Origin of the sequence: Castellaniella sp. (assembly GCF_034674885.1) — a bacterium.
GTDB lineage: Bacteria > Pseudomonadota > Gammaproteobacteria > Burkholderiales > Burkholderiaceae_B > Castellaniella.
Window position 1 is genome coordinate 90,751 of record NZ_JAUCDS010000005.1, and the last position, 26,745, is coordinate 117,495.

Here is a 26,745-nt window from a genome sequence, read left to right on the forward strand (position 1 = left end):
GCGCACGTCCTCCAACGAAGCCGATGTCGTGAAGTCATTTCTTGCCGCCTGCCTGCTGCTCTGGTCACAGATTGCCTGGGGGGGCATTGCGCTGGTTGCGACGTCCCTGCCATCGGACAGCACGCTGGCCCAGCCTCCGGCGGAAGTCTCCCTGGTCTTCAGTGAAGCCGTCTGGGCGGCGCGGATCGATCTGGTGGATCCGCAGGGGCTGGCGCAGCCTTTGCATGCGATCCGCGATGCCCGGGCCGAGATCCGCATCCCCATCCCGCCGGAAACGGCATATGGCGTCTATGCATTGAACTGGCACGTGGAGTCCGCCGCCGGTGATGCGGTGTCGGGAGCCTTGGGCTATGAACTGGCGGAACCCAGCTTCCTGGATCGGCTGTGGCCGGGTTCTCCCGTGCCTTTGCGCGACGCCGCATTGTGGTCGGCGGCGATCGTGCTGCTGGCCGCCGCCCTGGCCTTGCTGCTGTTTCGGCCCCAGTTTGCATCGGCGACGCTGGGGCTGATCGGCGTGGGCCTGATGGCCACCGGCTTTCAGTTCGACCGCGTTGCTGCGCTGTGGCGTCTGGACGGCGGCTGGGTGGCGCCTGTTGCCTGCGCCGGAGCCCTGGCGCTGCTGGGGATCGTGGGGGCCGGGCGGATGTGGCTGCGGGGGCGGTAGATCTCCCCGGACGCGCCCCACGTCGCAGCTTGCAAGCTGCTCCGATTCGATAGGCACATGAAGGCCCGCAGGGGCCTTCATGTGTCCGATCTCATCCCAATTCCACTTCGGTGTCTTCTTTTTTGACGTGTTTGATCAGGTCTTCGCGCCGGATGCCCATCCACATGGCCAGGGCGGCGGCCACGAACACCGACGAGTAGATCCCGAACCAGATCCCGATGGTCAGCGCCAGGGAGAAGTTGTGCAGGGTCGGGCCGCCGAAGAAGAACATCGACAGCACCATCATCTGGGTGGACCCGTGGGTGATCACTGTCCGGGAGATGTTCTGCGTGATGGACAGGTTGATGATTTCTCGCACCGATGCCTTGCGCATCTTGCGGAAATTTTCGCGGATCCGGTCCATCACCACCACGGATTCGTTCACCGAATAGCCCAGCACGGCCAGTACCCCCGCCAGCACCGATAGCGAGAATTCCCACTGGAAGAAGGCGAAGAAGCCCAGGATGATCACCACGTCGTGCAAGTTTGCGATGGCGCACGATGCGGCCAGCTTCCATTCGAAACGCACGGCCAGGTACGCCATGATGCCCACCACTACGAACAGCAGCGCCATCAGGCCGTTGTGCAGCAGTTCCTGGCCCACCTGCGGGCCGACGAATTCCACCCGGCGCAGCTGCACGTCGGCATGCTGGGCCTGCAGGGCAGAGAGCACGGTCCGGCTTTGGGTGGCCGTGTCTTCATCGGGGCGGATAGGCAGGCGGATCATCACGTCTTGCGAGGTGCCGAAGTTCTGCACCTGGAAGTCCTTGTAGCCCAGCGCATCGATGGCGGTGCGGATGTCGGTCACGGGGGCCGTCTGGGAATAGTGGACTTCCATCACCGTGCCGCCGGTGAATTCGATCGACAGGTGAAAGCCGCGCGAGGCGATGAAAAAGACGGCGGCCAGGAAAGTCAGCAGGCTGATGATGTTCAGGATCAGCGCATGCCGCATGAACGGGATGGAGCGATGGATGCGGAAAAATTCCATGATTAATCCTGATTGGGTTTCCAGATCTGGCCGATCGACACGGACTTCAGTTTGCGTTTGCGGCCGTAGTAGAGATTGGCCAGTGCGCGCACGCCCACCACCGACGAGAACATGGACGTCAGGATGCCGATGCAGTGCACCACGGCGAAGCCGCGCACCGGGCCGGTGCCGAAGGTCAGCAGCGCCACCCCGACGATCAGGCTGGTCAGGTTCGAGTCAAAAATCGTCGCCCAGGCGCGGTCGAATCCCAGATGGATGGCTTGCTGGGGTGGTAGCCCCAGGCGCAGTTCTTCCCGGATCCGTTCGTTGATCAGCACGTTGGCGTCGATGGCCATGCCCAGCGTCAGCGCGATGGCGGCGATGCCGGGCAGGGTCAGCGTGGCCTGCAGCATGGACAGCACGGCCAGCAGCAGCAGCACGTTGAACGACAGCCCCAGGGTCGAGAACAGGCCGAACAGGTGGTAGTACAGGATGATGAAGATCGCGATGGCGGTAAAGCCGTACAGCGTCGAATCGAAGCCCTGCTTGATGTTGGCAGCGCCCAGGCTGGGGCCGATGGTGCGTTCTTCGATGATGTGCATCGGCGCGGCCAGGGAGCCCGCGCGCAGCAGCAGCGACACGTCGGCGGCTTCCTGGGCGGTCATGCTGCCGGAAATCTGCACTTGGCCGCCGGGGATCTCGGACCGGATCACCGGGGCCGTCACGACTTCGCCCTTGCCGTTCTCGAACAGCACGATGGCCATGCGTTTGCCGATGTTGTCGCGGGTGACGTCGCGGAAGATGCGCGCGCCCTTGGAGTCGAGCGTCAGGTTGACCGTGGGTTCCTGGGTCTGCTGGTCGCGGCCGGGCTGGGCGTCCTGCAGGTTCTCGCCGGTCAGGATGACCTGGCGGCGCAGCAGCAGCGGGCGGCCGTCGCGGTCGGTGTAGCGGACCAGACCGAAAGGCACGCGCCCTGATTGCAGGGCTGCCGTGGCTGCCGGAGAATCGTCCACCATGTGGATTTCCAGGGTGGCGGTGCGGCCCAGGATTTCCTTGGCCTTGGCCACGTCCTGGACACCGGGCAACTGAACCACGATGCGGTCGCCGCCCTGTTGCTGGATGACCGGCTCGGCCACGCCCAGTTCATTGATCCGGTTGTGCAGGGTCTGGATGTTCTGTTTCAGGGCATTGTTCTGCACCTGGGTGATCGAGGCCGCGCTGAGCGTGCCGTCCAGCATCCAGGTGTTGCCCGACTGGCTGGTCGTGAAGACCATTTCCGGGATGGAGCGACGCAGCGCATCGGCGGCGGCGTCGCGCTCATCCTGCGAGGCGAACGTCGCGCGCACGGATTGCTGGTTGCGCTCTACGTCCTCGAATTTGAGCTTGGCGTCGCGCAGGGTGGTGCGGGCCTCGCCGGCCATGGAGTCGTAGCGGCTGGTCAGGGCGCCTTGCAGGTCTACCTGCAGCAGGAAGTGCACGCCTCCGCGCAGGTCCAGACCCAGGTACATGGGGTGCGCGCCCAGGCTCGTCAGCCAGTTGGGCGAGGCCGACATCAGGTTCAGCGCCACCGTGTAGTCCGGGTTCTGAGGGTCGGTGTTCAGCGCCTTTTCGAGCGTGTCCTTGGCCTTGAGCTGGGTGTCGGTGGAATCGAAGCGCAGCCGCACCGATCCCACGGGGCCGTTCATCTCGAATGAGCTGGCCGTGGGCTGGATGTCGGCCTGCTTCAGGATCTGGTCGGCTTTTTCCAGCGTGTTCTGATCGATTTTGACCGACGTCTTCGCCCCTGCGATCTGGACGGCAGGCGATTCGCCATAAAGATTGGGCAGCGTGTAGAGCACGCCGATCAGGACGGCGGCCAGCACGATGAGGTACTTCCAGAGGGGGTAGCGGTTCATGGTCGGTCGGATGGGAGGGCTGAAAAGACCGGGCGCCGCGTTTCAGCGGCGCCGGATGGGGCGATCAGAGCGACTTGATCGTGCCCTTGGGCAGCACGGCCGTCACGGCGCTGCGCTGGACGATGGATTCGACGGCCTTGTCGCCGGACTGGCCGACTTCCACGGTCAGGTAGTTGTCGCTGACTTTGCTGATTTTGCCCAGCATGCCGCCCGACAGGATGACCTCGTCGCCCTTGGACAGGGCCGACACCATTTTCTTGTGGTCCTTCTGGCGCTTCATCTGGGGGCGGATCATCAGGAAATACAGGATGACGAACATCAGGATGATGGGCAGCATGCTCATCAGCGCGTTGGGTTCGCCGCCGGCCGCCTGGGCCGGGATCAGGGTCAGGGTGTCAACGAGGGACATGAAAGCTCCTGGAAATCAGGGGTTGGACGAGAGGTCTGGGTACGAGATTAACTTTTGATTGTAGCGATAAAGGGGCAGATCGTGCGGAGCGGCTAGTCGATGCCCCGGGCTCGATCCTGCAGGAAGGCCTGGCGCCAGGCCTCGAACCGGCCCTGCTCGATGGCTGCGCGCATCTCGGCCATCAGGTTCAGGTAGAAGTGCAGATTGTGCAGGGTATTGAGCCGCGCGCCGGTGATCTCTCCGACGCGCTGCAGGTGGTGCAGGTAGGATCGGGAAAAATGCCGGCAGGTGTGGCAGTGGCAATCCGGGTCCAGCGGGCGCGTGTCGTCGCGGTAGCGGGCATTGCGGATCTTCAGGTCGCCGTAGCGGGTGAACAGCCAGCCGTTGCGGGCGTTGCGAGTGGGCATCACGCAGTCGAACATGTCCACGCCCTGGCGCACGCCTTCGACCAGGTCTTCCGGGGTGCCCACGCCCATCAGGTAGCGGGGCGCCTGCGCGGGCATGCGCGGTGCTACGTGCGCCAGCACCCGCATCATGTCTTCCTTGGGCTCGCCCACCGACAGGCCGCCGATGGCATAGCCCTCGAAGCCGATGTCGGTCAGGCCGGCCAGGGATTCGTCGCGCAGATCCTCGTACATGCCGCCCTGGATGATGCCAAAGAGCGCATTCGGGTTGTTCAGGTCATGGAAGGCCTGGCGGGAGCGCCGCGCCCAGCGCAGCGACATGCGCATGGAGGCTGCGGCTTCTTCGTGCGTGGCTGGCCGGTCATCGATGCGGTAGGGCGTGCATTCGTCCAGCACCATGACGATGTCGGAATTCAGGCTGCGCTGGATGCGCATGGATTCCTCGGGCGAGAGGAACTGTCGCGATCCGTCGATGGGCGAAGCAAAACGTACGCCTTCTTCGGTGATCTTGCGCATGCCGTCCAAGCTGAAGACCTGGAAGCCGCCCGAGTCCGTCAGGATCGGCCTGTCCCACTGCATGAAGCCGTGCAGGCCGCCGTGCCGGTCCATGATGTCGGTGCCGGGGCGCAGCCACAGGTGGAAGGTGTTGCCCAGCACGATCTGGGCGCCGATGTCCTCCAGTTCGTGCGGCAGCATGGCCTTGACGCTGCCGTAGGTGCCCACGGGCATGAAGATCGGCGTCTGGACGATGCCGTGGTTCAGGGTGATGCGGCCGCGCCGTGCGGCGCCGTCCGTGTGCAGCAGTTCGAATTGCAATCCGGTCATGGGGTCTGGACAGAGGAAGTCTGGGCGGCCTCGATGAACATGGCGTCGCCGTAGCTGAAGAAGCGGTAGCGCGATTGTACGGCGTGCTCGTAGGCCCGCCGGATGGGCTCCATGCCGGCCAGCGCCGACACCAGCATCAGCAGGGTGGATTGCGGCAGGTGAAAATTGGTGATCAGGGCATCCACGTGGGCGAATTCGAAGCCGGGGGTGATGAACAGGCGTGTATCGCCTTCGGTGGTGTGCAGGCCGTCGCCTTCGCGGGCAGCGGCTTCCAGCGAGCGGACGCTGGTGGTGCCCACGGCGATCACCCGCCCGCCCCGGGCGTGGGTATCGCGGATCTGTTGCAGGGTTTCCTGCGGCACGACGTAGCGCTCTGCGTGCATGACGTGGTCGCGGATGTGGGTCACGCGCACCGGCTGGAAGGTGCCCGCGCCTACATGCAGGGTCACGAAGGCCTGGGCAATGCCCTGGTCGCGCAGGCGGTCCAGCATGGCCTGGTCGAAGTGCAGGCCGGCCGTGGGCGCGGCGATGGCCCCGGGCTGTTGCGCGTAGACGGTCTGGTAGCGGGACTCGTCATCGTCGTCGGCCGCGTGGGTGATGTAAGGGGGCAGGGGCACGCTGCCATGCTGATCCAGCAGGTCCAGGATGGGGGTCGGAAACGCCAGTTCGAACAGTTCGTCCTGGCGACCCAGCACCTCGGCCTCGAAGGCGCCGTCAGCCAAAAGCAGGCGGGTGCCGGGACGCGGGGATTTGCTGGCGCGCACGTGCGCCAGCGCATGGTGCGGATCCAGGATGCGTTCTACCAGGACTTCCACCTGCCCGCCGCTGTCCTTGTGGCCCTTCAGCCGCGCCTTGATGACGCGGGTGTTGTTGAAAACCAGCAGATCCCCGGCGCGCAGCAGGCTGGGCAGATCGGTGAACTGCCGGTCGTGCAGGCTGCCGCCGGCGTCCAGGTGCAACAGCCGGCTGGCGTCGCGCCGGGCGGCGGGGTGCTGGGCAATCAGTTCGGGGGGCAGTTCGTAATCGAAGTCGGCAAGGTCCAGATCAGCAGTCACGGGCATGGGCGCGCACGGCGCCGGAAAGATAAAAGTCGGCCCGTATTTTAGTCCCATCGCTCTTTGGATTATGCTGACGGTTTTTGTCGGGTGGCAGCATGGGTCGTGCAGCACAGCGGGGGAATGGACGGACATCGTTCCGGTTGTCGGGGCCGGCCGGCTGGTCACGCCTGGGCCGGATCCTGGCCGGGGCAGCGCTGCTGGGTATGGCGCTGGGCGCTGCAGCCCAGGGGCTGCCTCCTGAACTGCAAAAGGCCTGGAAGGCCACCAAGCTGCCGGAATCCGCGCTGTCCCTGGAAATCCGCGAAGCAGGCGGCCCGATCATCAGCAGCATCCAGGCCGATGTGCCGCGCAACCCCGCTTCGGTCATGAAGACCGTGACCACCTGGACGGCGCTGTCGGCGCTGGGGCCGGATTATGTCTGGCGCACCCAGTTTCTGTCCGATCCCGGTGCCCGGGTCGACGCGCAGGGCACCTTGCAGGGACCGCTGTACGTCAAGGCGGCTGGCGACCCCTGGTTCACGACGGAAGACCTCTGGAACGTGCTGCGTGAATTGCGCCTGCGCGGCATCAAGAATCTCACCAGCGTGGTCGTCGACCGCAGCCTGTTCGGCCAGGTCGCGATCGATCCGGGCGAATTCGACGATTCGCCCGACCGGCCGTACAACGCCAGCCCCGACGCCATGATGGTGGGCTTTGGCGCCACGCGCATCCTGTTCCAGCCGGACGAGGCGCATCGCCAGTGGATTCCCATCATTGATCCGCCGACGCCCACTGTCCGGGTCGAGGGCAGCCTGGCCTGGCAGGATGGGCGCTGCCGCCCCGCCAGCGATTTTGTCGTGGATGCCAGGACGCAGGGGCCGGTGACGACCATCCGTCTGGCGGGCAAGGCCTGGGGCAGCTGTGGCGAGTTCAGCCTGTATCGCCTGGCAGGTTCGCAGGCGGATCATTTCGAGGCGCTGTTCGGGTTGTTGTGGCGCGAACTGGGCGGCACGCTGGGGCGTGGTTTCACGCAGGGGCAGGCGCCCGCCAAGGGCCAGGTTCTGGCCTGGCATGATTCGCCTGTGCTGGCCGACGTCATCCGCCAGATCAACAAGCACAGCAACAACGTGATGGCGCGCATGACTTTGCTGACCCTGGGGGCGGACATGAACGGTCCGGGCGCCACGCCGGAATCCGCCGGCCGTGCCGTGCAGCAGGTCCTGAAGAACCAGAATGTCGATACCACCGGATGGGTGTTGGACAATGGCTCGGGCCTGTCGCGCCAGGGGCGGATCACGGCGCGTGGCCTGGCACAGATGCTGGATGCCGCCTGGCGGTCTCCGATGATGCCTGAATTCGTGTCTTCGCTGGCGATTTCCGGGATGGATGGCACGGTGCGCCGCCGCCTGCGGTCCGACGACACCCGGGGACAGGCGCACTTGAAGACCGGCACCTTGAAGAATTCCCGCGCCCTGGCCGGCTATGTACGTGGCGCCAGCGGCAAACGCTACATCCTGGTCAGTCTCGTCAACCATCCCGGTGCGGCGGCGGTGCGGCCGTTCGATGACGAACTCGTGCGCTGGCTGGCCAGCCGCTGACGGGGCCGCACGAGCCCGACGGCATCCTCCTTCTGATCGTTCATGCCGATGCGCCCCGCTCCCAGAGCGGGGCGCTGCATTTTGCGCGACAGAACTGTCGCCTGGAGAGGCCGGTCTTTCAGGGCGATTGGAACAATTGACCTGTCGATGCGTCCGTTGACACCAATTTAATTTACTTTTAAATTAATAGAAACTAAATTAAGTTGGCGATGCCGGGCGTCTTCCTGGCATCAGGAGACGGATCATGAAAATCGTATGTATCGGCGGCGGGCCTGCCGGCCTGTACCTGGCCCTGCTGATGAAGAAGCTGGACCCGGCTCATGACATCACCGTAGTCGAGCGCAACCGCGCCTACGACACCTTTGGCTGGGGCGTGGTGTTTTCGGACATCACCATGGACAACATGCGCCAGTGGGATGCGGAAACCGCCGATGAAATCCAGGCGGCCTTCAATCACTGGGACGACATCGAACTGTTGTTCAAGGGACGCAGCATTCGTTCGGGAGGCCATGGTTTCGTGGGGATCGGGCGCAAGAAGCTGCTGAACATCCTGCAGCTTCGCTGCGAGGCGCTGGGTGTGCGGCTGGTGTTCGAGACCGATGTCCAGTCCGACGCCGACTACCCCGACGCCGACCTGATCATCGCCGCCGACGGCGTCAATTCCCGGGTCCGCCAGAAATACGAGTCCGTCTTCCAGCCGGACATCGTCACCCGGCCCAACCGCTACATCTGGCTGGGCACGCATCGCCTGTACGATGCCTTCACCTTTGATTTCCAGCGCACCGAGCACGGCTGGTTCCAGGCGCACATCTACAAATTCGACGACAGCACCTCGACTTTCATCGTTGAAACCACGGAGGACACCTGGAAGGCGCACGGCCTGGACCAGGCGGACCAGAGCCAGTCCATCGAATTCTGCGAACGGCTGTTCGCCGACAATCTGCAGGGCGAGCCGCTGATTTCCAATGCACGGCATCTGCGGGGTTCGGCCTGGCTGAATTTCCAGCGGGTGGTCTGCGAGCACTGGTGGCTGCGCAATGAACACGGCAGCCACGTCGTGCTGATGGGCGATGCCGTGCATACGGCGCACTTCGCCATCGGTTCGGGCACCAAGCTGGCCATCGAAGACGCCATCGAGCTGACCCGGCAGTTCAAGCTGCTGGGCGACACGCCCGATCGTATCCCCGACGTGCTGACCGCCTATCAGGAGGCACGCCGGGTGGAAACCCTGCGTCTGCAGAACGCCGCCTGGAACGCCATGGAATGGTTCGAGGTCTGCGGGCGGCGCTATTGCGATCAGCTGGAACCCGAACAGTTCATGTATTCCATGCTGACGCGCAGCCAGCGCATCAGCCACGAAAACCTGCGCCTGCGCGACCAGCGCTGGCTGGAAGGCTACGAGCGCTGGTTCGCCCGGCGCGATGGCTTAGAGGTGTCCGACGGGCAGACTCCGCCGCCGCCCATGTTCACTCCCTACACGGTGCGCGGCCTGACGCTGAAGAATCGGGTGGTGGTGTCACCCATGGCGCAGTATTCGGCTGAAGACGGCCTGGTGGGCGACTATCACCTGGTGCATCTGGGCGCGCGGGCCATGGGCGGCGCCGGCCTGGTGTTTGCCGAAATGGCCTGCGTCAGCCCCGAAGGCCGCATCACCCCGGGTTGCCCGGGGCTGTATCGTCCGGAACACACGGCTGCCTTCAAGCGCATCGCCGACTGGATCCATGCGAATACGGACGCTTGTTTCGGCCTGCAGCTGGGGCATGCGGGGCCCAAGGCCTCGACCCGCCGGGCCTGGGAAGGCACCGATCTGCCCCTGCCCGAAGGCAATTGGCCCATCATGTCGGCTTCGCCGCAGCAGTACCTGGAAGGCGTCAGCCAGGTCGCCCAAGAGATGACGCGCCAGGACATGGATCAGGTCCTGGATCAGTTCCTGGATTCGACCCGCGCTGCCGTCTACGTGGGCGCCGATTGGCTGGAACTGCACTGCGCCCACGGCTATCTGCTGTCGGCCTTCATCTCGCCGCTGACCAATCACCGCACCGACGAATACGGCGGGACCCTGGCCAATCGGCTGCGCTATCCCCTGGAAATCTTCACCGCCATGCGGGCCATCTGGCCCCAGGAAAAGCCCATGTCGGTGCGGATTTCCGCCACGGACTGGGTGGACGGCGGCACCACGCCGGAAGACGCCGTCGAGATTGCCCGCGCCTTCAAGGCCGCAGGAGCGGACCTGATCGATTGTTCTTCCGGGCAGGTCAGCAAACAGGAAAAGCCGGTGTTTGGCCGCATGTACCAGACCCCCCTGGCCGACCATATCCGCCAGGAAGCCGGCATTGCGACGATTGCCGTGGGGGCCATCAGCGAGGCTGATCACGTCAACAGCATTCTCGCAGCGGGTCGCGCCGATCTGTGCGCCGTGGCGCGCCCGCATCTGGCCAACCCGGCCTGGACGCTGACGGAAGCCGCCAAGATCGGCTACACCGACATCGCCTGGCCCAAGCCGTATTTCCAGGGCAAGCGCCAGATGGAAGCCCTGTTCCAGCGCGAGCACGCCGCCCAGGAACAGGCCTTGCGCCACGCCGCCGGAAAGGCCGCGCTATGACGGCGGTCACGGTGGTCGGTCAGCATGCGCTGGTGACGGGCGGAGCCCGTGGCATCGGCGCCGCCATCACCCAGCGTCTGCGGGCGCAGGGCTGCCGTGTCACGGTCCTGGGGCGCAGCGCTGCGCCAGGCCAGGCCCTGGCCGAGCAGGACCCTGATGGCATTTGCGCCGTGACGGCGGACGTGGCCGACGCCGGGCAGCTGGCGCAGGCGGTGGACCAGGCCCGGCGTCGCTTCGGCCCCATCGCTCTGCTGGTCAACAACGCCGGCCAGGCCGAGAGCGCCGCCTTTCTGAAAACGGACGCTGCCTTGTGGCAGCGCATGCTGGACGTAAACCTGACCGGCACCATGCTGTGCACCCAGGCGGTGCTGCCGGACATGCTGCAGGCCGGCTGGGGGCGCGTCATCAATGTGGCCAGCACGGCGGGGCAGACGGGCTACGCCTACGTGTCGGCCTACTGCGCCGCCAAGCACGGCGTCATTGGCCTGACCCGCGCCCTGGCCCGCGAACTGGCCGCGACCGGCGTCACGGTCAATGCCGTGTGTCCGGGCTATACCGACACCGATCTGGTGCGCGAGAGCCTCGCCCGCATCGTGTCGCGCACCGGGCGCGACGAGGCCACCGCGCGCGCCGAGCTCGTCAAGACCAATCCCCAGGGGCGGCTGATCGATCCTGCGGAGGTCGCCGATGCCGTCGCCTGGCTGTGCGGCCCGGGGGCGGGCGCGGTGACCGGGCAGACGATTTCGGTCAGCGGCGGCGAAGTGATGTAAGGAGCGCGAACCGTGAATACTCTGGCCAAACAACATCAGCAGCTGCTGCAGTCCCTGGGCGACGAGCACATCGGTCTCGAGGCCCGTGTGCAGGCCGACGATCATCTGGACACCCGGATCTGGCTGCGGCTGCTGGCCTGCTCGAACCAGATCGAACAGCAGATCCGCAAATTGCTGCGCACGCGCATCGCCACCAGCCTGCGACGATTCGACTACATGGCCCAGCTGGACCGCCATCCAGAGGGCCTGCGCATGAAAGTCCTGTCGGGCTACCTGATGGTGACCGGCGGCAACGTGACCGGCCTGACCGACGAACTGGTGAAAGATGGCCTGGTGCGGCGCGTGGAAGACCCCGAGGATCGCCGGTCCTTTTTCGTCAGCCTGACCGATCAGGGGCGCGAACAGTTCGCCACCATGGCCGTCGAACACGAGAAATGGCTGACGGAAATGTTCCGGGGGCTGCCGGTCGAGAGCAAGGAAACCCTGTACGCGCTGCTGGGCCAGTTGCGCGTGCATTTGGCCCATCGCCAGCCTGAACTGGAGGCCGCCGCCACCGCCAAGAAGGCGGTTCACCCGACCCGAAGGAAATCTCATGACTGAATCTGTGATCGACCCTGGCCTGCTGGCCGGCAACCGTCGCCCCATGGCCGGCTATCAGGCCCGCCATTTCCTCTGGGAAGTGCGCGATGGCGTGGCGACTGTCACCCTGAACCGCCCGGAGCGCAAGAACCCGCTGACGTTCGAGAGCTATGCCGAGCTGCGGGATCTGTTTCATCAGCTGAAGTGGGCCGACGACGTGCGGGTCGTCGTGCTGGTCGGGGCAGGGGGCAATTTCTGCTCGGGTGGTGACGTGCATGAGATCATCGGCCCGCTGATCCGCCTGAAGGCGCCGGAACTGTTGATGTTCACGCGCATGACGGGGGAAGTCGTCAAGACCATCCGGGCCTGTCCGCAGCCCATCATCGCGGCGGTCGACGGCGTGTGCGCCGGCGCCGGCGCCATTCTCGCCATGGCCTCCGATCTGCGCCTGGCCACGGCACGCAGCAAGACCGCGTTCCTGTTCAACCGGGTCGGCCTGGCCGGCTGCGACATGGGGGCTTGCGCCCTGTTGCCGCGTATCGTGGGCCAGGGCCGGGCCAGCGAACTGCTGTATACCGGTCGCAGCCTGGGCGGCGAGGAAGGCGAACGCTGGGGCTTCTTCAATCGCCTGTGCGAGCCCGATGCCCTGTTGGCCGACGCGCAGGCCTTGGCGGCGCAGCTGGCGCAGGGGCCCAGCTTCGCCAACGGCATCACCAAGACCATGCTGCATCAGGAATGGGCCATGACCATCGACCAGGCCATCGAGGCCGAAGCCCAGGCCCAGGCCATCTGCATGCTGACGCAGGATTTTTCCCGTGCCTACCATGCGTTCGTGGACAAGCAGAAACCTCGGTTCCAGGGGGATTGACCATGGCCGATACCGCCTATCTGGATTGGCCGTTTTTCGAGCCACGCCACCGCGAACTGGCCCAGGCCCTGGATGCCTGGGCCGCAGAACACATCTCCGTCACGCATGAACGTGACGTGGACCAGGCCTGCCGCGCCCTGGCGCGATCGCTGGGGGCGGCTGGCTGGCTGCGTCATGCCGTGGCCGGAACGGCCGATGGCGGATTGGTCGATACGATCGACACCCGGGCCATCTGCCTGATCCGTGAAACCCTGGCGCGTCATTCCGGCCTGGCGGACTTTGCCTTCGCCATGCAGGGCCTGGGCTCCGGGGCGATCTCCCTGGAAGGCACGCCCGAGCAACGCCGGCGCTATCTGCCACGCGTGACCCAGGGGACGGCGATCGCTGCCTTCGCCCTGTCCGAGCCCGATGCCGGCTCGGACGTGGCGGCCCTGTCCTGCTCCGCACGGGCCGAGGGCGACCAATACGTGCTCAATGGCGAGAAGACCTGGATCTCCAACGGCGGCATCGCCGATTTCTACGTGCTCTTCGCCCGCACGGGCGAGGCTCCGGGCGCTCGCGGCATTTCCGCATTCATCGTCGACGCCGGGACACCGGGGTTCGAGATTGCCGAACGCATCGAAGTCATTGCCCCCCATCCGCTGGCGCGCCTGCGCTTTACCGAATGCCGGATCCCGGCCAGCCAGCGCCTGGGAGCCGCAGGGCAGGGCTTCAAGCTGGCCATGCGCACCCTGGACGTGTTTCGCACGTCCGTGGCCGCAGCGGCCCTGGGTTTTGCCCGCCGGGCGCTGGACGAAGCCCTGAACCGTGCCGTGACGCGGCGCATGTTCCAGGGGGTGCTGGCCGATTTTCAACTCAGTCAGGCGAAATTGGCGCAGATGGCCACCGCCATCGACAGCGCGGCGCTGCTGACCTATCGCGCCGCCTGGCTGCGGGACCAGGGGCATACCGTTACACGGGAGGCCGCCATGGCCAAGATGACGGCTACCGAAAACGCCCAGCAGGTCATCGATGCGGCCGTGCAGCTCTTTGGCGGCCTGGGTGTGGTCAGCGAACAGCCGGTCGAGCGCCTGTATCGGGAAATTCGCGCCCTGCGCATCTACGAGGGGGCCACCGAGGTGCAGCAGCTGATCATTGCTCGCGAATTGCTGAAGACCGTGCAGACCCCGCCTGGATGACGCGCCCCCGGAAACGCCGTGCAAGAGGGCTTCAAGGCCCCGAAGACCGTAAGAGATGATCCTTGATCAGGAGACAAGACCATGAGCAGTGCCCACCAGGATACGTTTGCGCGCGACCATTTGCCGCCTGCGGACCAGCAGCCTGAATTTCTGTTTGATCTTCCCGAATTGCAGTTTCCCGAACAGCTGAACTGCGCAGCCGAGTTGCTGGATCGGCACGTGCGCGAGGGCCGTGGGGGGCGGATGTGCATCCGTGCGCCCGGCATCAACTGGACATATGCCGATCTGCAGGACAAGGCCAATCGCATCGCCAACGTGCTGGTGCATGACATGGGCCTGGTCCCGGGCAACCGCGTCTTGCTGCGCGCGCCCAACAATCCCATGCTGGCGGCCTGCTGGTTCGGCATCATCAAGGCCGGCGGCATCGCCGTGGCCACCATGCCATTGCTGCGGGCCAAGGAACTGAAGGCCATCATCGACATCGGACAGGTATCGCACGCCCTGTGCGATGCGGCCTTGTCAGAAGAGATGGAACTGGCCGTGGCGGAAAAGCCGGTCCTGAAACACATCCGCCACTTCAATCATGACGGGCCGGACGGCCTGGAGGCCCTGATGCGGCGCGCCTCGCCCGAGTTCGACACTGTCGCGACGGCGTCCGACGACACCTGCATCCTGGGCTTCACGTCCGGAACCACGGGCATACCCAAGGCGACCATGCACTATCACCGGGACGTCATGGCCATCTGCCTGTGCTGGCCCCGGCATGTGCTGCATCCCAGCGAGGACGATGTCTTCATGGGCAGCCCGCCGCTGGCTTTTACCTTCGGACTGGGCGGGCTGCTGCTGTTTCCCCTGCACGTGGGCGCGTCGACCGTTCTGCTGGAAAAGGCCAGCCCGCCGCAGTTGCTGGAAGCCATCCAGACGTTCGGCGCGACGGTGCTGTTCACCGCGCCGACCTCCTACAGGACCCTGTCGGCACGCGGCACGGAACTGCGCCGCACGGCCCTGCGCAAGTGCGTATCGGCTGGCGAGGCCCTGCCTGCGTCGACCCGGGCGGCCTGGAAAGAGGCCACCGGCATCGAGATGATCGACGGCATCGGGTCCACGGAAATGCTGCATATCTTCATTTCCCACGATGAAGCGCATGCCCGCCCCGGGGCGACGGGTACGCCGGTGCCCGGTTATCAGGCCAAGATCGTCGATGAGCAGGGTCAGGATGTCCCGCCCGGCACCATCGGCCGCCTGGCGGTGCGGGGGCCGACGGGCTGCCGCTACCTGAACGACGAGCGGCAGCGGAAGTATGTCCAGAACGGCTGGAACCTGACGGGCGACGCCTATTTGATGGATGTCGATGGTTATTTCCACTACCAGGCGCGTACGGACGACATGATCATTTCCTCGGGCTACAACATCGCTGCGCCCGATGTCGAGGATGCCCTGATGCAGCATCCGGCGGTGGCCGAGTGCGCGGTCATCGGTGTGCCCGATCACGAACGCGGCCAGCTGGTCAAGGCCTTCGTCGTGCTGCGGCCAGGCCAGGCGGCCGGAGACGACATGAAGAAGACCCTGCAGGATTTCGTCAAGGCCAGCATCGCGCCCTACAAGTATCCGCGCGCACTGGATTTCGTGGAATCCCTGCCGCGCACCCAGACAGGCAAGCTGCAGCGCTTCAAGCTGCATGAGCCCGCCTGAAACCGGTCGGGCCCGGTGCAGCCGGCCCGATCCCCAGAACCTGTTGGATCAATGGAGGATTCCCCCATGCAAGTCTTGCTTCCCCCGGGCTGGCCCCGGCCCAAGGGATATGCCAATGGCGTAGCCGTAAGCGGCCGTCAGATCTTTGTAGCCGGCATGATCGGCTGGGATGCCCACGGGGTATTTCATACGGACGACATGGCCGGCCAGGTGCGCCAGGCCTTGCAGAACATTGTCGACGTGCTGACCGCAGGCGGCGCAAAGCCAGAACACATCGTGCGCATGACCTGGTACGTCATCGACAAGCAAGAATACGTGGCCGCCTATCCCGAAATCGGCAAGGCCTTCCGCGAATTGATCGGCAGCTTCAATGTCGCCATGACGGCGGTCCAGGTCGCCGCCCTGATCGAGGACCGTGCCAAGGTCGAGATCGAAGTCACGGCCGTGATTCCCGATTGATCCGGCGAGAGTGCGTGGCCGTTTGCAGAGGCAGTACACTGCAGGCCACCCTCTCTTTGCTGACCGAGCCGCCATGCCTATTCACGAAATTCGCCATCCCCTGATCCGCCACAAGCTGGGCCTGATGCGCCGTGCCGACCTCAGCACCAAGAATTTCCGCGAGATGGCGCAGGAAATCGGGTCGCTGCTGACCTACGAGGCGACCAAGGACCTGCCGCTGGAGCCCGCGCGCATTACCGGCTGGGCGGGTGAGCTGGACGTGGAAAAACTGGCGGGCAAGAAGGTCACGGTCGTGCCCATCCTGCGGGCCGGCATCGGCATGCTCGACGGCGTGCTCAACCTGATTCCAGGGGCCAAGGTCAGCGCCGTGGGCATCGCCCGCAACGAGGAAACCCTGCAGGCGCAGCCCTATCTGGAAAGGCTGGTCGGCCAGCTGGACCAGCGCCTGGCGCTGATCGTCGATCCCATGCTGGCCACAGGAGGTTCCATGGTGGCCGCCATCGACATGCTTAAACAAGCCGGCAGCCGCAACGTCCGCGCCCTGGTGCTGGTGGCGGCCCCCGAGGGCATCGCCGCCGTCGAACGGGCTCATCCGGATGTGCACATCTATACCGCATCCATCGACGACCATCTGAACGAGGACGGCTACATCATCCCCGGGTTGGGCGACGCAGGTGATCGTATTTTCGGCACTCGGCAAAAGACCGACTGAAGCGCCCTGACGGACGCAGCGGCTTGATCTGCCTCAGGGTCACACAGTTTTTGACATTTTCGGGGCGGACGATCGGGTAGGATAGGGGTCCTGCTGTCTGATTCAAGGAGTTTTCGAATGGCTACACGCAAGCAAATCGCCACCCAATCAGCTGGCGACGCCCTGATCGAGGACCTGAAGTCCAGCCTGGACCAGGCTGAAAAGCTGCTGCGCGAAGCGGCCGACGCGACCGGCGACAAAGCCGCCGACCTGCGGGCCCGGGCCCTGCAGGCACTGGACCAGGGCCGCGCGGTGCTGTCCGAGACCCAGGCCAATCTGGTCGAACAGGGGCGCAAGGTCGTCCAGGACACCGATGAATACGTCCAGGCCAATCCCTGGAAAGCCGTGGGGATCGCGGGCGTGGCCGGCTTGCTGCTGGGCGCCCTGCTGTCGCGGCGCTGATGCCCATGGGGGCGCTTGGCCGCGCAGCGGCGGACCTGGCGGCGCACACCACCGCGCTGCTGGGCACCCGCCTGGAACTCCTGGGCCTGGAGGCCCAGGACGTCCGCGACCGGCTGCTGGGCCGCCTGGCCATGTTGCTGGCGGCCGCCGTTTTCCTGTTCCTGGCCCTGCTGGTTGCCACCCTGACCCTGGCTTTGTATTTCTGGCCCACTGATTACCGTTTCCTGGCGCTGGGGCTGCTGGCCCTGGGGTATGCCGTTGCAGGCGCGGTGCTGGCTGTGGTGCTCGTCAGGCGCCTGCGGCGGGACCCGACACCCTTTGCCGTGACGGCGGATGTGCTGCGCCAGGACGCCAAGGCGTTCGGGCAAGCACCGACCGGGCCCGAGGGCCGGCCGGCCGATGAATCGGCCATCCCCGGAGAAATCCCATGACCCGGCCCGCCCAGCAGGCACCCGCAGCCCAGGATCGTCACCTGCGCATCGAATTGCTGCGTCTGCAGGCAGGCTATCAGCGCCTGGCCGTGCGCCAAAGCGCCTGCCGTCTGGCGGGGGCCCTGAAGCCGGAGGCCCTGGCCGCGCAAGCCGGCGATCATCTGCGGGCCACCGGCCTGGGATGGCTGGGCACGGGCCTGCGGCTCTGGCGCCGTTATCCCCTGATGGGATCCTTGCTGGGGTCGGCCCTGGGCGCTGGCGGTCGCCGGCGCGTTGCCCTGAAAACGGCCCTGGTCGCCGGACTGATCTGGCTGGCGCGGCGGGCGTCCCCGGATCGCAGCGATACCTGATCGGCCGGGACACCCGGCCTGATCAGGAAATTCCCAGCTGGTCCCACATGGCGTCCACCCGCTGCTTGACGTCCTCGGACATGCTGATCGGCCGGCCCCATTCACGCTGGGTTTCGCCCGGCCATTTGTTGGTGGCATCCAGCCCCATCTTGCCGCCCAGCCCGGACACCGGCGAGGCGAAGTCCAGATAGTCGATGGGGGTGTTTTCCACCAGCACGGTGTCGCGCACCGGGTCCATGCGGGTCGTCATGGCCCAGATGACCTCGGCCCAGTCGCGCACGGCGATGTCATCGTCGACCACGACGATGAACTTGGTGTACATGAACTGGCGCAGCACGCTCCACAAGCCGAACAGGATGCGCTTGGCGTGGCCGGGATACTGCTTGCGGATCGACACCACCGCCAGCCGGTAGCTGCAGCCTTCCGGGGGCAGGTAGAAGTCCGTGATTTCGGGGAACTGGCGCTTGAGCAGCGGCACGAACACTTCGTTCAGGGCCAGGCCCAGCACGGCGGGCTCGTCGGGGGGCTTGCCGGTATAGGTGCTGTGGTAGATGGGCTGGCGTCGGTGGGTGATGCGGTCGACCGTGAAGACCGGGAACCAGTCCTGTTCGTTGTAGTAGCCCGTGTGGTCTCCGTACGGGCCTTCCAGCGCCATTTCGTACCCGGTGTCGGGAGGCAGGGGGGCGCCGTCGGGCACCGCAGGCGCGAGAGCCTCGGGGTCGGATGCCGGCAGGATGTGACCTTCCAGCACGATTTCCGCCTGGGCGGGTACCTGCAGGCCGCTGCCCAGCGCCGCCGCCAGTTCGGTGCGCGAGCCGCGCAGCAGGCCGGCGAACTGGTATTCGGACAGGCTGTCGGGGATCGGGGTGACGGCTGCCAGCAGGGTCGCTGGATCGGTGCCCAGCGCCACGGCGATCGGGAACGGCTTTCCGGGGTGCGCCAGGCAATGGTCGCGGAAGTCCAGGGCGCCGCCACGGTGAGACAGCCAGCGCATGATGAGCTTGTTGCGGCCGATCAGCTGCTGGCGGTAGATGCCCAGGTTCTGGCGCCGGGCGTTGGGGCCGCGCGTGATCACCAGCCCCCAGGTCAGCAGAGGCGCCACGTCGCCGGGCCAGCAGCTTTGCAGCGGCAGAGTGTTCAGGTCGACCTGATCGGCTTCGATCACGATGTCCTGGCAGGCGGCGCCCCGCACTTGGCGCGGGTTCATGTCCCAGAGCGCGGATTTCAGCAGGGCGACTTTCGACAGGGCGTCGCGCATGCCGTGGGGCGGGGTCGGCTCGCGCAGAGACGCCAGCAGTTCGCCGGTGTCGCGCAGGGCCGATACGTCTTCGGCGCCCATGCCCCAGGCCACCCGTTGCGGGGTGCCGAACAGGTTGGTCAGCACGGGGATGGGGCTGGTCTGCCCGTCGTGCTGCGCCTGCTCGAACAGCAGGGCGGGGCCGCCGGAGCGCAGCACGCGATCGCTGATTTCGGTCATCTCCAGGGCGGTGGAGACCGGGTGGCGGATGCGTTTCAGTTGTCCTTGGCGTTCAAGCTGGGCGATGAAGTCCCGGAGGTCGCGGTATTTCACAGAAAATGGCCAATCAGGTTACAGTGTCGTCGTGCCAAAGATTACCATTCCCCCCGCCCGCACGGCTGCCGGAGGCATCCATGGTTGCAGGGTTCCTGCCTGATCGCTTGCAGCATGGCGTACGAGCCGTGCTGTATCCCGTCGGTGAATTCATCCACGTCAGCGCCATCTATCTGGGGCTGGCCGTGTTGACGACGCTGGGCCTGAGCCTGGTGCTGCCGTCCATGCGCCAGCAGTCGCAGCAACTGCACGAAGTCGTGCTGACCATGTTCCAGGCCGATGGCGCCGGTTATAGCGGCAGCGACGCCGATTATGCCTGGGCGCCGCCTTCGGCAGGCCAGGCGCCCGCACCGACAGCGGATGCCGGTGCGCCGACTGCGGCGCCTTCGCCCGATATCGCGGCAGCAGACCAAAAGCCCGCCGCAGGCGACCAGGCGGCCGCGCCACCCGTCGTGGCGTCCGCCGGGCCTCTGGATTTCATGCAGGCCCTGTCCGCCAGCATGGGCGACAAGGCCATTCCCGGCGTGACGGCGGCCCAGGCCCAGGGCCTGCGCAGCTATCTGTCGCGCAAATACCGCATCGCCTCCAGCGTGGCTGGCGCGCTGGTGCGCATGGCGTTTGCCGTGGGCAAGGAACGTCACGTGGATCCGCAGCTGCTGCTGGCCGTCATCGCCATCGAGTCGCGCTACAACCCCTTTGTGGAAAGCTCCGTCGGGGCCCAGGGCCTGATGCAGATCATGGGCCGGGTGCATCGCGAGAAACTGCAGGCGCACGGCGGGCCGGCGGCGATCTTCAATCCCTCGGTGAACATCCGCATCGGGGCGCAGATCCTGTCGGACTGCATCCGCCGGCGCGGCTCGATCGAAGGTGGCCTGGCCTGTTACGTGGGGGCGTCAGGCCCCAGCGACGGGGGCTATGGCGCCAGCGTGCTGGCCGAGCGTCGCCGCATCGCACTGGCGTCCGGTATCCCTCCCGGCAAGGACTGACAGACTGCGGGCCCGCCCAGCCATTTGCAGAGGGTCGTGGCGCGCTCGTCAGGCCAACGGCTGGGCCGACGACGCGGCAGCCTGGGTGTCACGCAGCGAACCCAGAAAGGTTTCCATCCGGGATATGGCCTCGCGCAGGCGGTCCAGGCCCGTGGCATAGGAAAAGCGCACGGTATGGCCGGCATGCGCACGGCCGAAGTCCAGGCCCGGCACGGCGGCCACGCCGGCCTCGTGCAGCAACCGGTGGCAGAATTCAGCGCCGTCCAGGCCCTGGGCGCGGATGTCGGCAAAGATATAGAAGGCGCCGTCGGGTGCGGCGGGCACGTCCAGCCCCAGCCGTGCGAATTCCGGCAGCAGGTAGTCGCGTCTTTCCTTGAAGGACAGGCGCCGGCGCTCGTAGATCTGCATGACTTCAGGCTCGAAGCAGCTGAGCGCCGCATGCTGGGCCAGCGCCGGTGCGCAGATGGCCAGGCTGGCCGCCAGCCGTTCGATGGCCGGCATCAGGGCGGCCGGGGCCATCAGCCAGCCCAGGCGCCAGCCCGTCATGTGGAAGTATTTCGAGAAGCTGTTGATGACCACCAGGTCGTCGTCCAGGGTCAGGGCGCTTTGCGGGGCCTCGTCGTAGTACAGGCCCAGGTAGATTTCGTCCATGATGACGAAACCCCCGCGTTCGCGCACGGCGGCGATCAGGGCGCGCAGGGCTTCGCGGGGCATGGACGTGCCGGTGGGGTTGCTGGGCGAGGCGATCAGCACCCCCCGTGTGGCCGGCCCCCAGTGGGCGGCGATGTCTTCGGGCCGCAGCTGGAAGCGGTGCTCGGCGTCGGTGGGAATCAGCCGGGCGGTGCCGCCGGCGGCGGTGATGAAATTCTGGTTGGCCGGGTAGGACGGGTCGGGCATCAGGACCTCGTCGCCGGGGTTGATCAGGGCCAGGGTGGCCAGCAGCAGGGCGCCGGATGCGCCGCTGGTGACCAGGATACGGGATGGGTCGACCCGTGCGCCGAAGTGGGTGTCGTAGTAATGCGAGATGGCCTCGCGCAGCGCGGGGATGCCGACAGGCGCGGTATAGCCGCTGAGGCCGGCGTCCGCAGCCCGATTCAGGGTTTCCAGCACCCGGGCCGGTGCCGTGAAATCCGGTTCGCCGATCCCCAGGCTGATGATGTCGCGGCCTTGGGCAGCCAGCGCCTGCGCCTGTTTCAGGACTTCCACGGCGTAGAATGGCACCGTGCGTTGGGTTCTGTCGGCCAGTCGGACCATGACGAATCTCTACCGCATTGTCTAAAAGCTTCATTGTAGCCTTGGGGGGCCCCTATGCAGTCACCGTCGCGCCGCGCCTTTCTGGTTGGACGCCGTGCCGATCGATCTCCCTGGGAAGCCTTCCTGGCTCGTCTGCGCCGGGCTGCCCAGGGGCAGGTCTACGATTTTTCCACGCCGGCCGGCAGCGCCCGGCTGGTGCCGGGCCACATGCAGGACGTCTACCAGGCGCGCGCCCTGTGTCACGAATACGGCGTCACGCTGGCGCTGGACAGCATTCCGTCCCCGGCTTTGCTGGATGACGCACCCGTGCTGTGGGTGGAACCCGGTTCGGCCATGGCCCGCTACGAACGCCTGGGGGCCGATGATCCACGCTGGTTCGTGCAGCCGGGCTGCCTGGTGGGGGAACTGGAATCCGCCGGCCTGCCGCAGTTCCGCGATCAGCCGCCTCACCTGACCGTGGCCGCCTGGCTGGCGGACCGCCGCAGTTGCGACTGGGATCGCGGGCAGACCGCTGCCAGCGGCCTGGTGCATGCCATGGTGCTGCTGGCCGATGGCACCCAGGCCAACCTGGGGGCGTTCGGGGTCGACAATCGCAAGCCCCTGGACAACCTGCGGGTGCAGGCCATGATTCCGCGCCTTTTCGAACTCAATGCCAGCGCCCTGGCGGCTGCGCCCGCAGATGCGGATGCCCTCTGGGACGCCCGCTACCGGCTCGATGCGCTCAGCCCGGCACAGGAGAGCACGCTGAACCTGTCCCACCTGCTGTTGGGCCACGGCGGGGAACTGGGCTGGGTCGAATGGCTGGTCTTCGACGAGCGCCAGGGCATTCCTGCCGAGCGTCCCTACGAATCCCGCTATGGGCATCGCGCCGGGTCGGGCGCGGCGGCGTCATCGACCGACCAGGCCGTCCGGGCGCTGTTCGACCCCGATGGGCTCTTTCCTTCCCAGGGACAGCAGTTCGGCCATTTCTATGGCGTGGATGCATGAGCCGCATGCGGGCCAGGGCGTACCCCTGACCCGGGCAAGCGGCTAGAATGACATCACCCCTCATATCACTTGATCAAGGCATCACGATGGATGAATCCCTGCGCGCGGCGGCGCTCGAATATCACGAGCATGGCCGTCCCGGCAAAATCTCGGTCACTCCCACCAAACAGCTCTCCAATCAGCGGGATCTGGCGTTGGCCTATTCCCCCGGGGTGGCGGCGGCCTGCGAGGAAATCGTCGCTGATGCCCACAACGCCTTCCGCTATACCGGGCGGGGCAACCTGGTCGGCGTGATCACCAACGGCACGGCGGTGCTGGGCCTGGGCAACATCGGCCCGCTGGCGTCCAAGCCCGTCATGGAAGGCAAGGCCGTGCTGTTCAAGAAATTCTCCGGCCTGGACGTCTTCGACATCGAGATCAACGAGCTGGACCCGGACAAGCTCGTCGACATCATCGCGGGTCTGGAGCCCACGTTCGGCGGCATCAACCTGGAAGACATCAAGGCGCCGGAATGCTTCGAGGTCGAGCGCAAGCTGCGCGAACGCATGAATATCCCGGTCTTCCACGATGACCAGCACGGTACCGCCATCTGCGTGACGGCTGCGTTCATCAACGGGCTGGAAGTCGTCGGCAAGGACGTCGCCAAGGTCAAGGTCGTGGTGTCGGGCGCCGGGGCTGCCGCCCTGGGTTGCCTGGACCTGATGATGGACATGGGGCTGCCTCTGGAACACATCTGGGTTTCCGACATCGAAGGCGTGGTCTACGAAGGCCGTACCGTCCTGATGGATCCGAAAAAGGCCTGCTTCGCGCAAAAGACCGATGCCCGGACGCTGGACGACATCATCGGCGATGCCGACGTCTTCCTGGGCCTGTCCGCAGGCGGCGTGCTCAAGCCCCACATGGTCAAGAAAATGGCCGCTCGCCCGCTGGTGCTGGCGCTGGCCAACCCCAATCCGGAAATCCTGCCGGCCGATGCCCTGGCGGCGCGCGACGACGTCGTCATCGCCACCGGTCGGTCCGACTTCCCCAACCAGGTCAATAACGTCCTGTGCTTCCCCTATATCTTCCGGGGGGCGCTGGACGTCGGCGCCACGACGATCACGCGCGGCATGGAAAAAGCCGCCGTCATGGCCATCTGCAAACTGGCCCGCGAGGAACAGAACGACGTCGTGGCGGCCGCCTACGGCCTGTACGACGTGTCCTTCGGACCCCATTACTTCATTCCGAAGCCGTTCGATCCACGGCTGATCGTGCGTATTTCCCCGGCAGTCGCCAAGGCTGCCATGGAAGACGGCGTGGCCACGCGCCCCCTGGCCGATTTCGACAGCTACGCCGGCCAGCTGGAACAGTTCGTCTACCATTCCGGCGCCTTCATGAAGCCGCTGTTCTCGGCAGCCCGGGCCATGGTGCGCGAAGGCGGCAAATCCCGCATCGTCTTTGCCGAAGGGGAAGACGAACGCGTGCTGCGCGCCGTCCAGATCGTGGTCGATGAACGTCTGGCCAGGCCCATCCTGATCGGCCGTCCGGCCGTGCTGGCGGCCCGTATCGAAAAATACGGCCTGCGCATCCGCCTGGGCGAGGACGTCGAGGTCACCAACCCCGAACACGACGAACGCTTCCACCATTACTGGACCGCATACTGGGAACTGATGTGCCGTCGCGGCATCACCAAGGAAATGGCGCGTGTCGAGATGCGCCGCCGCCTGACGCTCATCGGCGCCATGATGGTGCATCTGGGCGACGCAGACGGCATGATCTGCGGCACGGTGGGTTCCTACGGCAACCACCTGCGCTTCATCGATGAAGTGCTGGGCCTGCAGCCGGGCGCGCAGACCTACGCTGCCATGAATATCCTGCTGCTCGAAGAACGCACCATCGCCCTGGCCGACACGCACGTCAACGACAACCCCGATGCGGCACAGATCGCAGAGATCACGCTGATGGCGGCCGAGGAAATGCGCCGCCTGAACATCGAACCCAAGGTCGCCTTGCTGTCGCGCTCGAACTTCGGCACCGGCAGTTCGTCCTCGGGCGAGAAAATGCGCGCGGCGCTGAGCCTGGTGCGCGAGCGCGCGCCCAACCTGGAAATCGACGGCGAGATGCATGGCGACTGCGCCCTGGATCCGGCGCTGCGCGAGCGCATCCTGCCGTCCACGACGCTGCACGGCGAAGCCAATCTGTTGATCTGCCCCAGCGTCGATGCCGGCAACATCGCCTACAACCTGCTCAAGACAGCGGCCGGCGGCAATGTGGCGGTCGGGCCCTTCCTGCTGGGCGCCAGCGCCCCGGTGCATATCCTGACGTCCAGTTCCACCGTGCGCCGGATCGTCAACATGGCGGCCTTGACGGTGGTCGATGCCAACAAGCCACGACGCTCCTGACCGACCGCAGGTCGGCCTGGTCATGACCGGGGGCGGCGCCCGCGCCGCCTACCAGGCCGGTGTGCTGTCCGGGGTCCTGCAGGTGCTGGACCCGGGCAGCAGCCCCCGGTTTCGCAATCCCTTCGATATCATCTGCGGGACGTCGGCGGGGGCCATCAATGCCGCCGCCCTGGCGTGCCGCGCCCATCAGCCGCATCGGGCCGTCAGCCACCTGTCGGCCCTGTGGCAGGCCCTGCACACCCGCGACATCTATTATTCGGACGCTCCGCGCCTGATGCGCACCGGTCTGCAGTGGCTGGGCATGCTCGGCCTGGGCTGGATACGCCCGCAGTTGGCCCGCCATGCCCCGCGTTCCCTGCTGAACAACGAGCCCCTGGCGGGTCTGTTGGGCAGAACGCTCAGTTTCTCCCGCTTGCAGACCAATCTGAATCGCGGGCACCTGAAGGCTCTGGCCATCACTGCCACGGCCTACACGACCGGGGAACACCTGACCTTCTATCAGGCCTGCGAAAGCAGCATCCTGCCCTGGACGCGCACGCTGCGACGGGCGGTGGCCTGCTCCATCGGGGTGGATCATCTGCTGGCGTCCAGCGCCATTCCCTTCGTATTCCCGGCACGGGCGATCCTGATGGGCGACCGGACCCTGTGGTGCGGTGACGGATCGATGCGCCAGCTGGCGCCCATCAGTCCGGCCATCCATCTGGGGGCGGAACGGGTCTTCGTGATCAGCACCAACTACCAGGATGAAACACAGCCCGGCATCCGCGAACTCAGCCCCGCGTATCCCAGCCTGGCGCAGATCGCCGGCCATACTTTGTCCAATATTTTTCTGGACGGCATCTCGGTCGATATGGAACGCATGGAGCGAATCAATGGGCTGCTTGCGCGAATCCCCGCAAATGGATTAAAAAGCGAGTCACTGCGGCCCATCCATACCTTGATGGTCTCCCCCAGCCGGTCACTGGATGACATGGCGCTGGACCATCTGGATGAGTTGCCAGGCGCCGTGCAGACCTTGTTCCGGGTGCTGGGGGTATCGCCCCGCAAGGCGGATGCCGCAGGCGGCGCCCTGGCGTCTTATTTGTTGTTCGAAGCAGGCTACACCCGCGACCTGATTGCGTTGGGCAGGGCAGACAGCATGAACCGTGCTGATGAGATCATCGCTTTTTTCAAGGAGTGGCCCGCATGAGTCAGGCCCAGATAAGCAAAATGTTCGCCCGGGGCGTCGTCGACGCCCAGGTTGTGTCCGAACAGGATGCGATGGCGGCCGCCACCGAGGCCGGCCTGGCGGCTTTTGTGGTGGATTGCGACCGCGCGCGCAGCCGCTCCGCCGTGTTGCGGGCGGTGGTGAAATCCATCGACTATCCCGAATTTTTCGGCGGCAATCTGGATGCCCTGTACGATTGCCTGTGCGATACGCTGGGCGACCAGAAATCCGGGCTGTTCCTGTGGTTCCGTCACCTGCATTCAGGCGACCCGGCCCTGGCCGAGGATGCCGAAGCCATCCGCGCGGTGTGCGACGACGTGGTCGAGTTCGGCCAGAATAACGAACGCGTGTTCGCCTACGCGATCCAGCATGCCGGGGCGCATCCCGCCCCCGAACCCGGCGTCGATCCCACGCCGTATTCCGGCCGTGAGGACAACTGA

At 65.8% G+C, this 26,745-nt stretch carries 25 protein-coding genes; 18 read left to right on the forward strand and 7 right to left on the reverse strand.

Annotation, left to right across the window (positions count from 1 at the left end; all coding sequences use genetic code 11):
• The first annotated feature begins 28 nt into the window (after positions 1–28).
• Positions 29–664: a copper resistance CopC family protein gene (locus VDP74_RS05185; RefSeq protein WP_322998563.1), complete on the forward strand. Its 636-nt coding sequence runs from the start codon at positions 29–31 to the stop codon at positions 662–664.
• Positions 665–755: 91 nt separating this feature from the next.
• Here the strand turns inward: VDP74_RS05185 and secF are convergent, their stop codons facing one another.
• The 5 genes from secF to queA form a co-directional block, all read right to left on the reverse strand.
• On the reverse strand, positions 756–1,691 hold the full coding sequence (gene secF, locus VDP74_RS05190; protein ID WP_322998564.1) for a protein translocase subunit SecF: 936 nt from the start codon (positions 1,689–1,691) through the stop codon (positions 756–758).
• Positions 1,692–1,693: 2 nt separating this feature from the next.
• Positions 1,694–3,565 (reverse strand): protein translocase subunit SecD, encoded by a 1,872-nt coding sequence (gene secD / locus VDP74_RS05195; RefSeq protein WP_322998565.1) that lies wholly within the window; start codon positions 3,563–3,565, stop codon positions 1,694–1,696.
• Positions 3,566–3,629: 64 nt separating this feature from the next.
• Complete coding sequence (yajC, locus tag VDP74_RS05200) at positions 3,630–3,974, reverse strand: preprotein translocase subunit YajC (RefSeq protein ID WP_322998566.1); 345 nt, start codon at positions 3,972–3,974, stop codon at positions 3,630–3,632.
• Positions 3,975–4,066: 92 nt separating this feature from the next.
• The gene (tgt, locus tag VDP74_RS05205; protein ID WP_322998567.1) at positions 4,067–5,203 is read right to left on the reverse strand and encodes a tRNA guanosine(34) transglycosylase Tgt; all 1,137 of its coding nucleotides are present in this window, start codon (positions 5,201–5,203) and stop codon (positions 4,067–4,069) included.
• Entirely contained in the window at positions 5,200–6,264 is a 1,065-nt protein-coding gene (gene queA, locus VDP74_RS05210) for a tRNA preQ1(34) S-adenosylmethionine ribosyltransferase-isomerase QueA (RefSeq protein ID WP_322998568.1), read from the reverse strand. Before queA ends, tgt begins: the two co-directional genes overlap by 4 nt.
• Before the next feature lie 200 nt (positions 6,265–6,464).
• Between queA and dacB the strand changes: the two genes are divergently transcribed.
• From dacB to VDP74_RS05270, 12 genes are all read left to right on the forward strand, one after another.
• Positions 6,465–7,838, forward strand: coding sequence for a D-alanyl-D-alanine carboxypeptidase/D-alanyl-D-alanine-endopeptidase (gene dacB, locus VDP74_RS05215; protein WP_322998602.1), 1,374 nt, complete (start codon positions 6,465–6,467; stop codon positions 7,836–7,838).
• A 244-nt stretch (positions 7,839–8,082) separates the two neighbouring features.
• Entirely contained in the window at positions 8,083–10,440 is a 2,358-nt protein-coding gene (locus VDP74_RS05220; RefSeq protein ID WP_322998569.1) for a bifunctional salicylyl-CoA 5-hydroxylase/oxidoreductase, read from the forward strand.
• Positions 10,437–11,210 (forward strand): SDR family NAD(P)-dependent oxidoreductase, encoded by a 774-nt coding sequence (locus VDP74_RS05225; protein WP_322998570.1) that lies wholly within the window; start codon positions 10,437–10,439, stop codon positions 11,208–11,210. Before VDP74_RS05220 ends, VDP74_RS05225 begins: the two co-directional genes overlap by 4 nt.
• 12 nt (positions 11,211–11,222) lie before the next feature.
• Entirely contained in the window at positions 11,223–11,810 is a 588-nt protein-coding gene (locus VDP74_RS05230) for a MarR family winged helix-turn-helix transcriptional regulator (RefSeq protein ID WP_322998571.1), read from the forward strand.
• On the forward strand, positions 11,803–12,657 hold the full coding sequence (locus VDP74_RS05235) for an enoyl-CoA hydratase family protein (RefSeq protein ID WP_322998572.1): 855 nt from the start codon (positions 11,803–11,805) through the stop codon (positions 12,655–12,657). Before VDP74_RS05230 ends, VDP74_RS05235 begins: the two co-directional genes overlap by 8 nt.
• Positions 12,658–12,659: 2 nt before the next feature.
• Positions 12,660–13,835: an acyl-CoA dehydrogenase family protein gene (locus tag VDP74_RS05240; RefSeq protein WP_322998573.1), complete on the forward strand. Its 1,176-nt coding sequence runs from the start codon at positions 12,660–12,662 to the stop codon at positions 13,833–13,835.
• Between the two features lie 81 nt (positions 13,836–13,916).
• Entirely contained in the window at positions 13,917–15,527 is a 1,611-nt protein-coding gene (locus tag VDP74_RS05245; protein ID WP_322998574.1) for a benzoate-CoA ligase family protein, read from the forward strand.
• Between the two features lie 66 nt (positions 15,528–15,593).
• A complete protein-coding gene (locus VDP74_RS05250) occupies positions 15,594–15,986 on the forward strand; it encodes a RidA family protein (protein WP_322998575.1) in 393 nt (130 codons plus the stop codon).
• Positions 15,987–16,059: 73 nt separating this feature from the next.
• Entirely contained in the window at positions 16,060–16,698 is a 639-nt protein-coding gene (gene upp / locus VDP74_RS05255; RefSeq protein ID WP_322998576.1) for a uracil phosphoribosyltransferase, read from the forward strand.
• A gap of 117 nt (positions 16,699–16,815) precedes the next feature.
• Positions 16,816–17,139 (forward strand): DUF883 family protein, encoded by a 324-nt coding sequence (locus VDP74_RS05260; protein ID WP_322998577.1) that lies wholly within the window; start codon positions 16,816–16,818, stop codon positions 17,137–17,139.
• A 5-nt stretch (positions 17,140–17,144) separates the two neighbouring features.
• Complete coding sequence (locus tag VDP74_RS05265) at positions 17,145–17,570, forward strand: phage holin family protein (protein ID WP_322998578.1); 426 nt, start codon at positions 17,145–17,147, stop codon at positions 17,568–17,570.
• Positions 17,567–17,920 carry a hypothetical protein gene (locus VDP74_RS05270; protein WP_322998579.1) on the forward strand — a complete coding sequence of 118 codons (354 nt, stop codon included), beginning with the start codon at positions 17,567–17,569 and terminating at the stop codon, positions 17,918–17,920. The genes VDP74_RS05265 and VDP74_RS05270 overlap by 4 nt, the downstream gene beginning before the upstream one ends.
• 22 nt (positions 17,921–17,942) lie before the next feature.
• Here VDP74_RS05270 and ubiD read toward each other — a convergent pair whose 3' ends face one another.
• Complete coding sequence (gene ubiD / locus VDP74_RS05275) at positions 17,943–19,490, reverse strand: 4-hydroxy-3-polyprenylbenzoate decarboxylase (RefSeq protein ID WP_322998580.1); 1,548 nt, start codon at positions 19,488–19,490, stop codon at positions 17,943–17,945.
• 80 nt (positions 19,491–19,570) lie between these two features.
• Here ubiD and VDP74_RS05280 point away from each other — a divergent pair, with 80 nt between their 5' ends.
• Entirely contained in the window at positions 19,571–20,476 is a 906-nt protein-coding gene (locus VDP74_RS05280; protein ID WP_322998581.1) for a lytic transglycosylase domain-containing protein, read from the forward strand.
• 48 nt (positions 20,477–20,524) lie between these two features.
• On the opposite strand, the gene VDP74_RS05285 is transcribed toward VDP74_RS05280, so the two are convergent.
• Entirely contained in the window at positions 20,525–21,730 is a 1,206-nt protein-coding gene (locus VDP74_RS05285; protein WP_322998582.1) for a pyridoxal phosphate-dependent aminotransferase, read from the reverse strand.
• 54 nt (positions 21,731–21,784) lie between these two features.
• On the opposite strand from VDP74_RS05285, the gene VDP74_RS05290 reads away from it, so the two are divergent.
• The 4 genes from VDP74_RS05290 (at position 21,785) to VDP74_RS05305 (ending at position 26,745) form a co-directional block, all read left to right on the forward strand.
• Positions 21,785–22,717, forward strand: a complete 933-nt coding sequence (locus VDP74_RS05290; RefSeq protein WP_322998583.1) for a hypothetical protein — start codon at positions 21,785–21,787, stop codon at positions 22,715–22,717.
• 86 nt (positions 22,718–22,803) lie between these two features.
• Positions 22,804–25,098, forward strand: a complete 2,295-nt coding sequence (locus tag VDP74_RS05295; protein WP_322998584.1) for an NADP-dependent malic enzyme — start codon at positions 22,804–22,806, stop codon at positions 25,096–25,098.
• Positions 25,073–26,287, forward strand: coding sequence for a patatin-like phospholipase family protein (locus VDP74_RS05300; protein ID WP_322998585.1), 1,215 nt, complete (start codon positions 25,073–25,075; stop codon positions 26,285–26,287). Before VDP74_RS05295 ends, VDP74_RS05300 begins: the two co-directional genes overlap by 26 nt.
• A complete protein-coding gene (locus VDP74_RS05305; RefSeq protein WP_416232933.1) occupies positions 26,275–26,745 on the forward strand; it encodes a barstar family protein in 471 nt (156 codons plus the stop codon). The genes VDP74_RS05300 and VDP74_RS05305 overlap by 13 nt, the downstream gene beginning before the upstream one ends.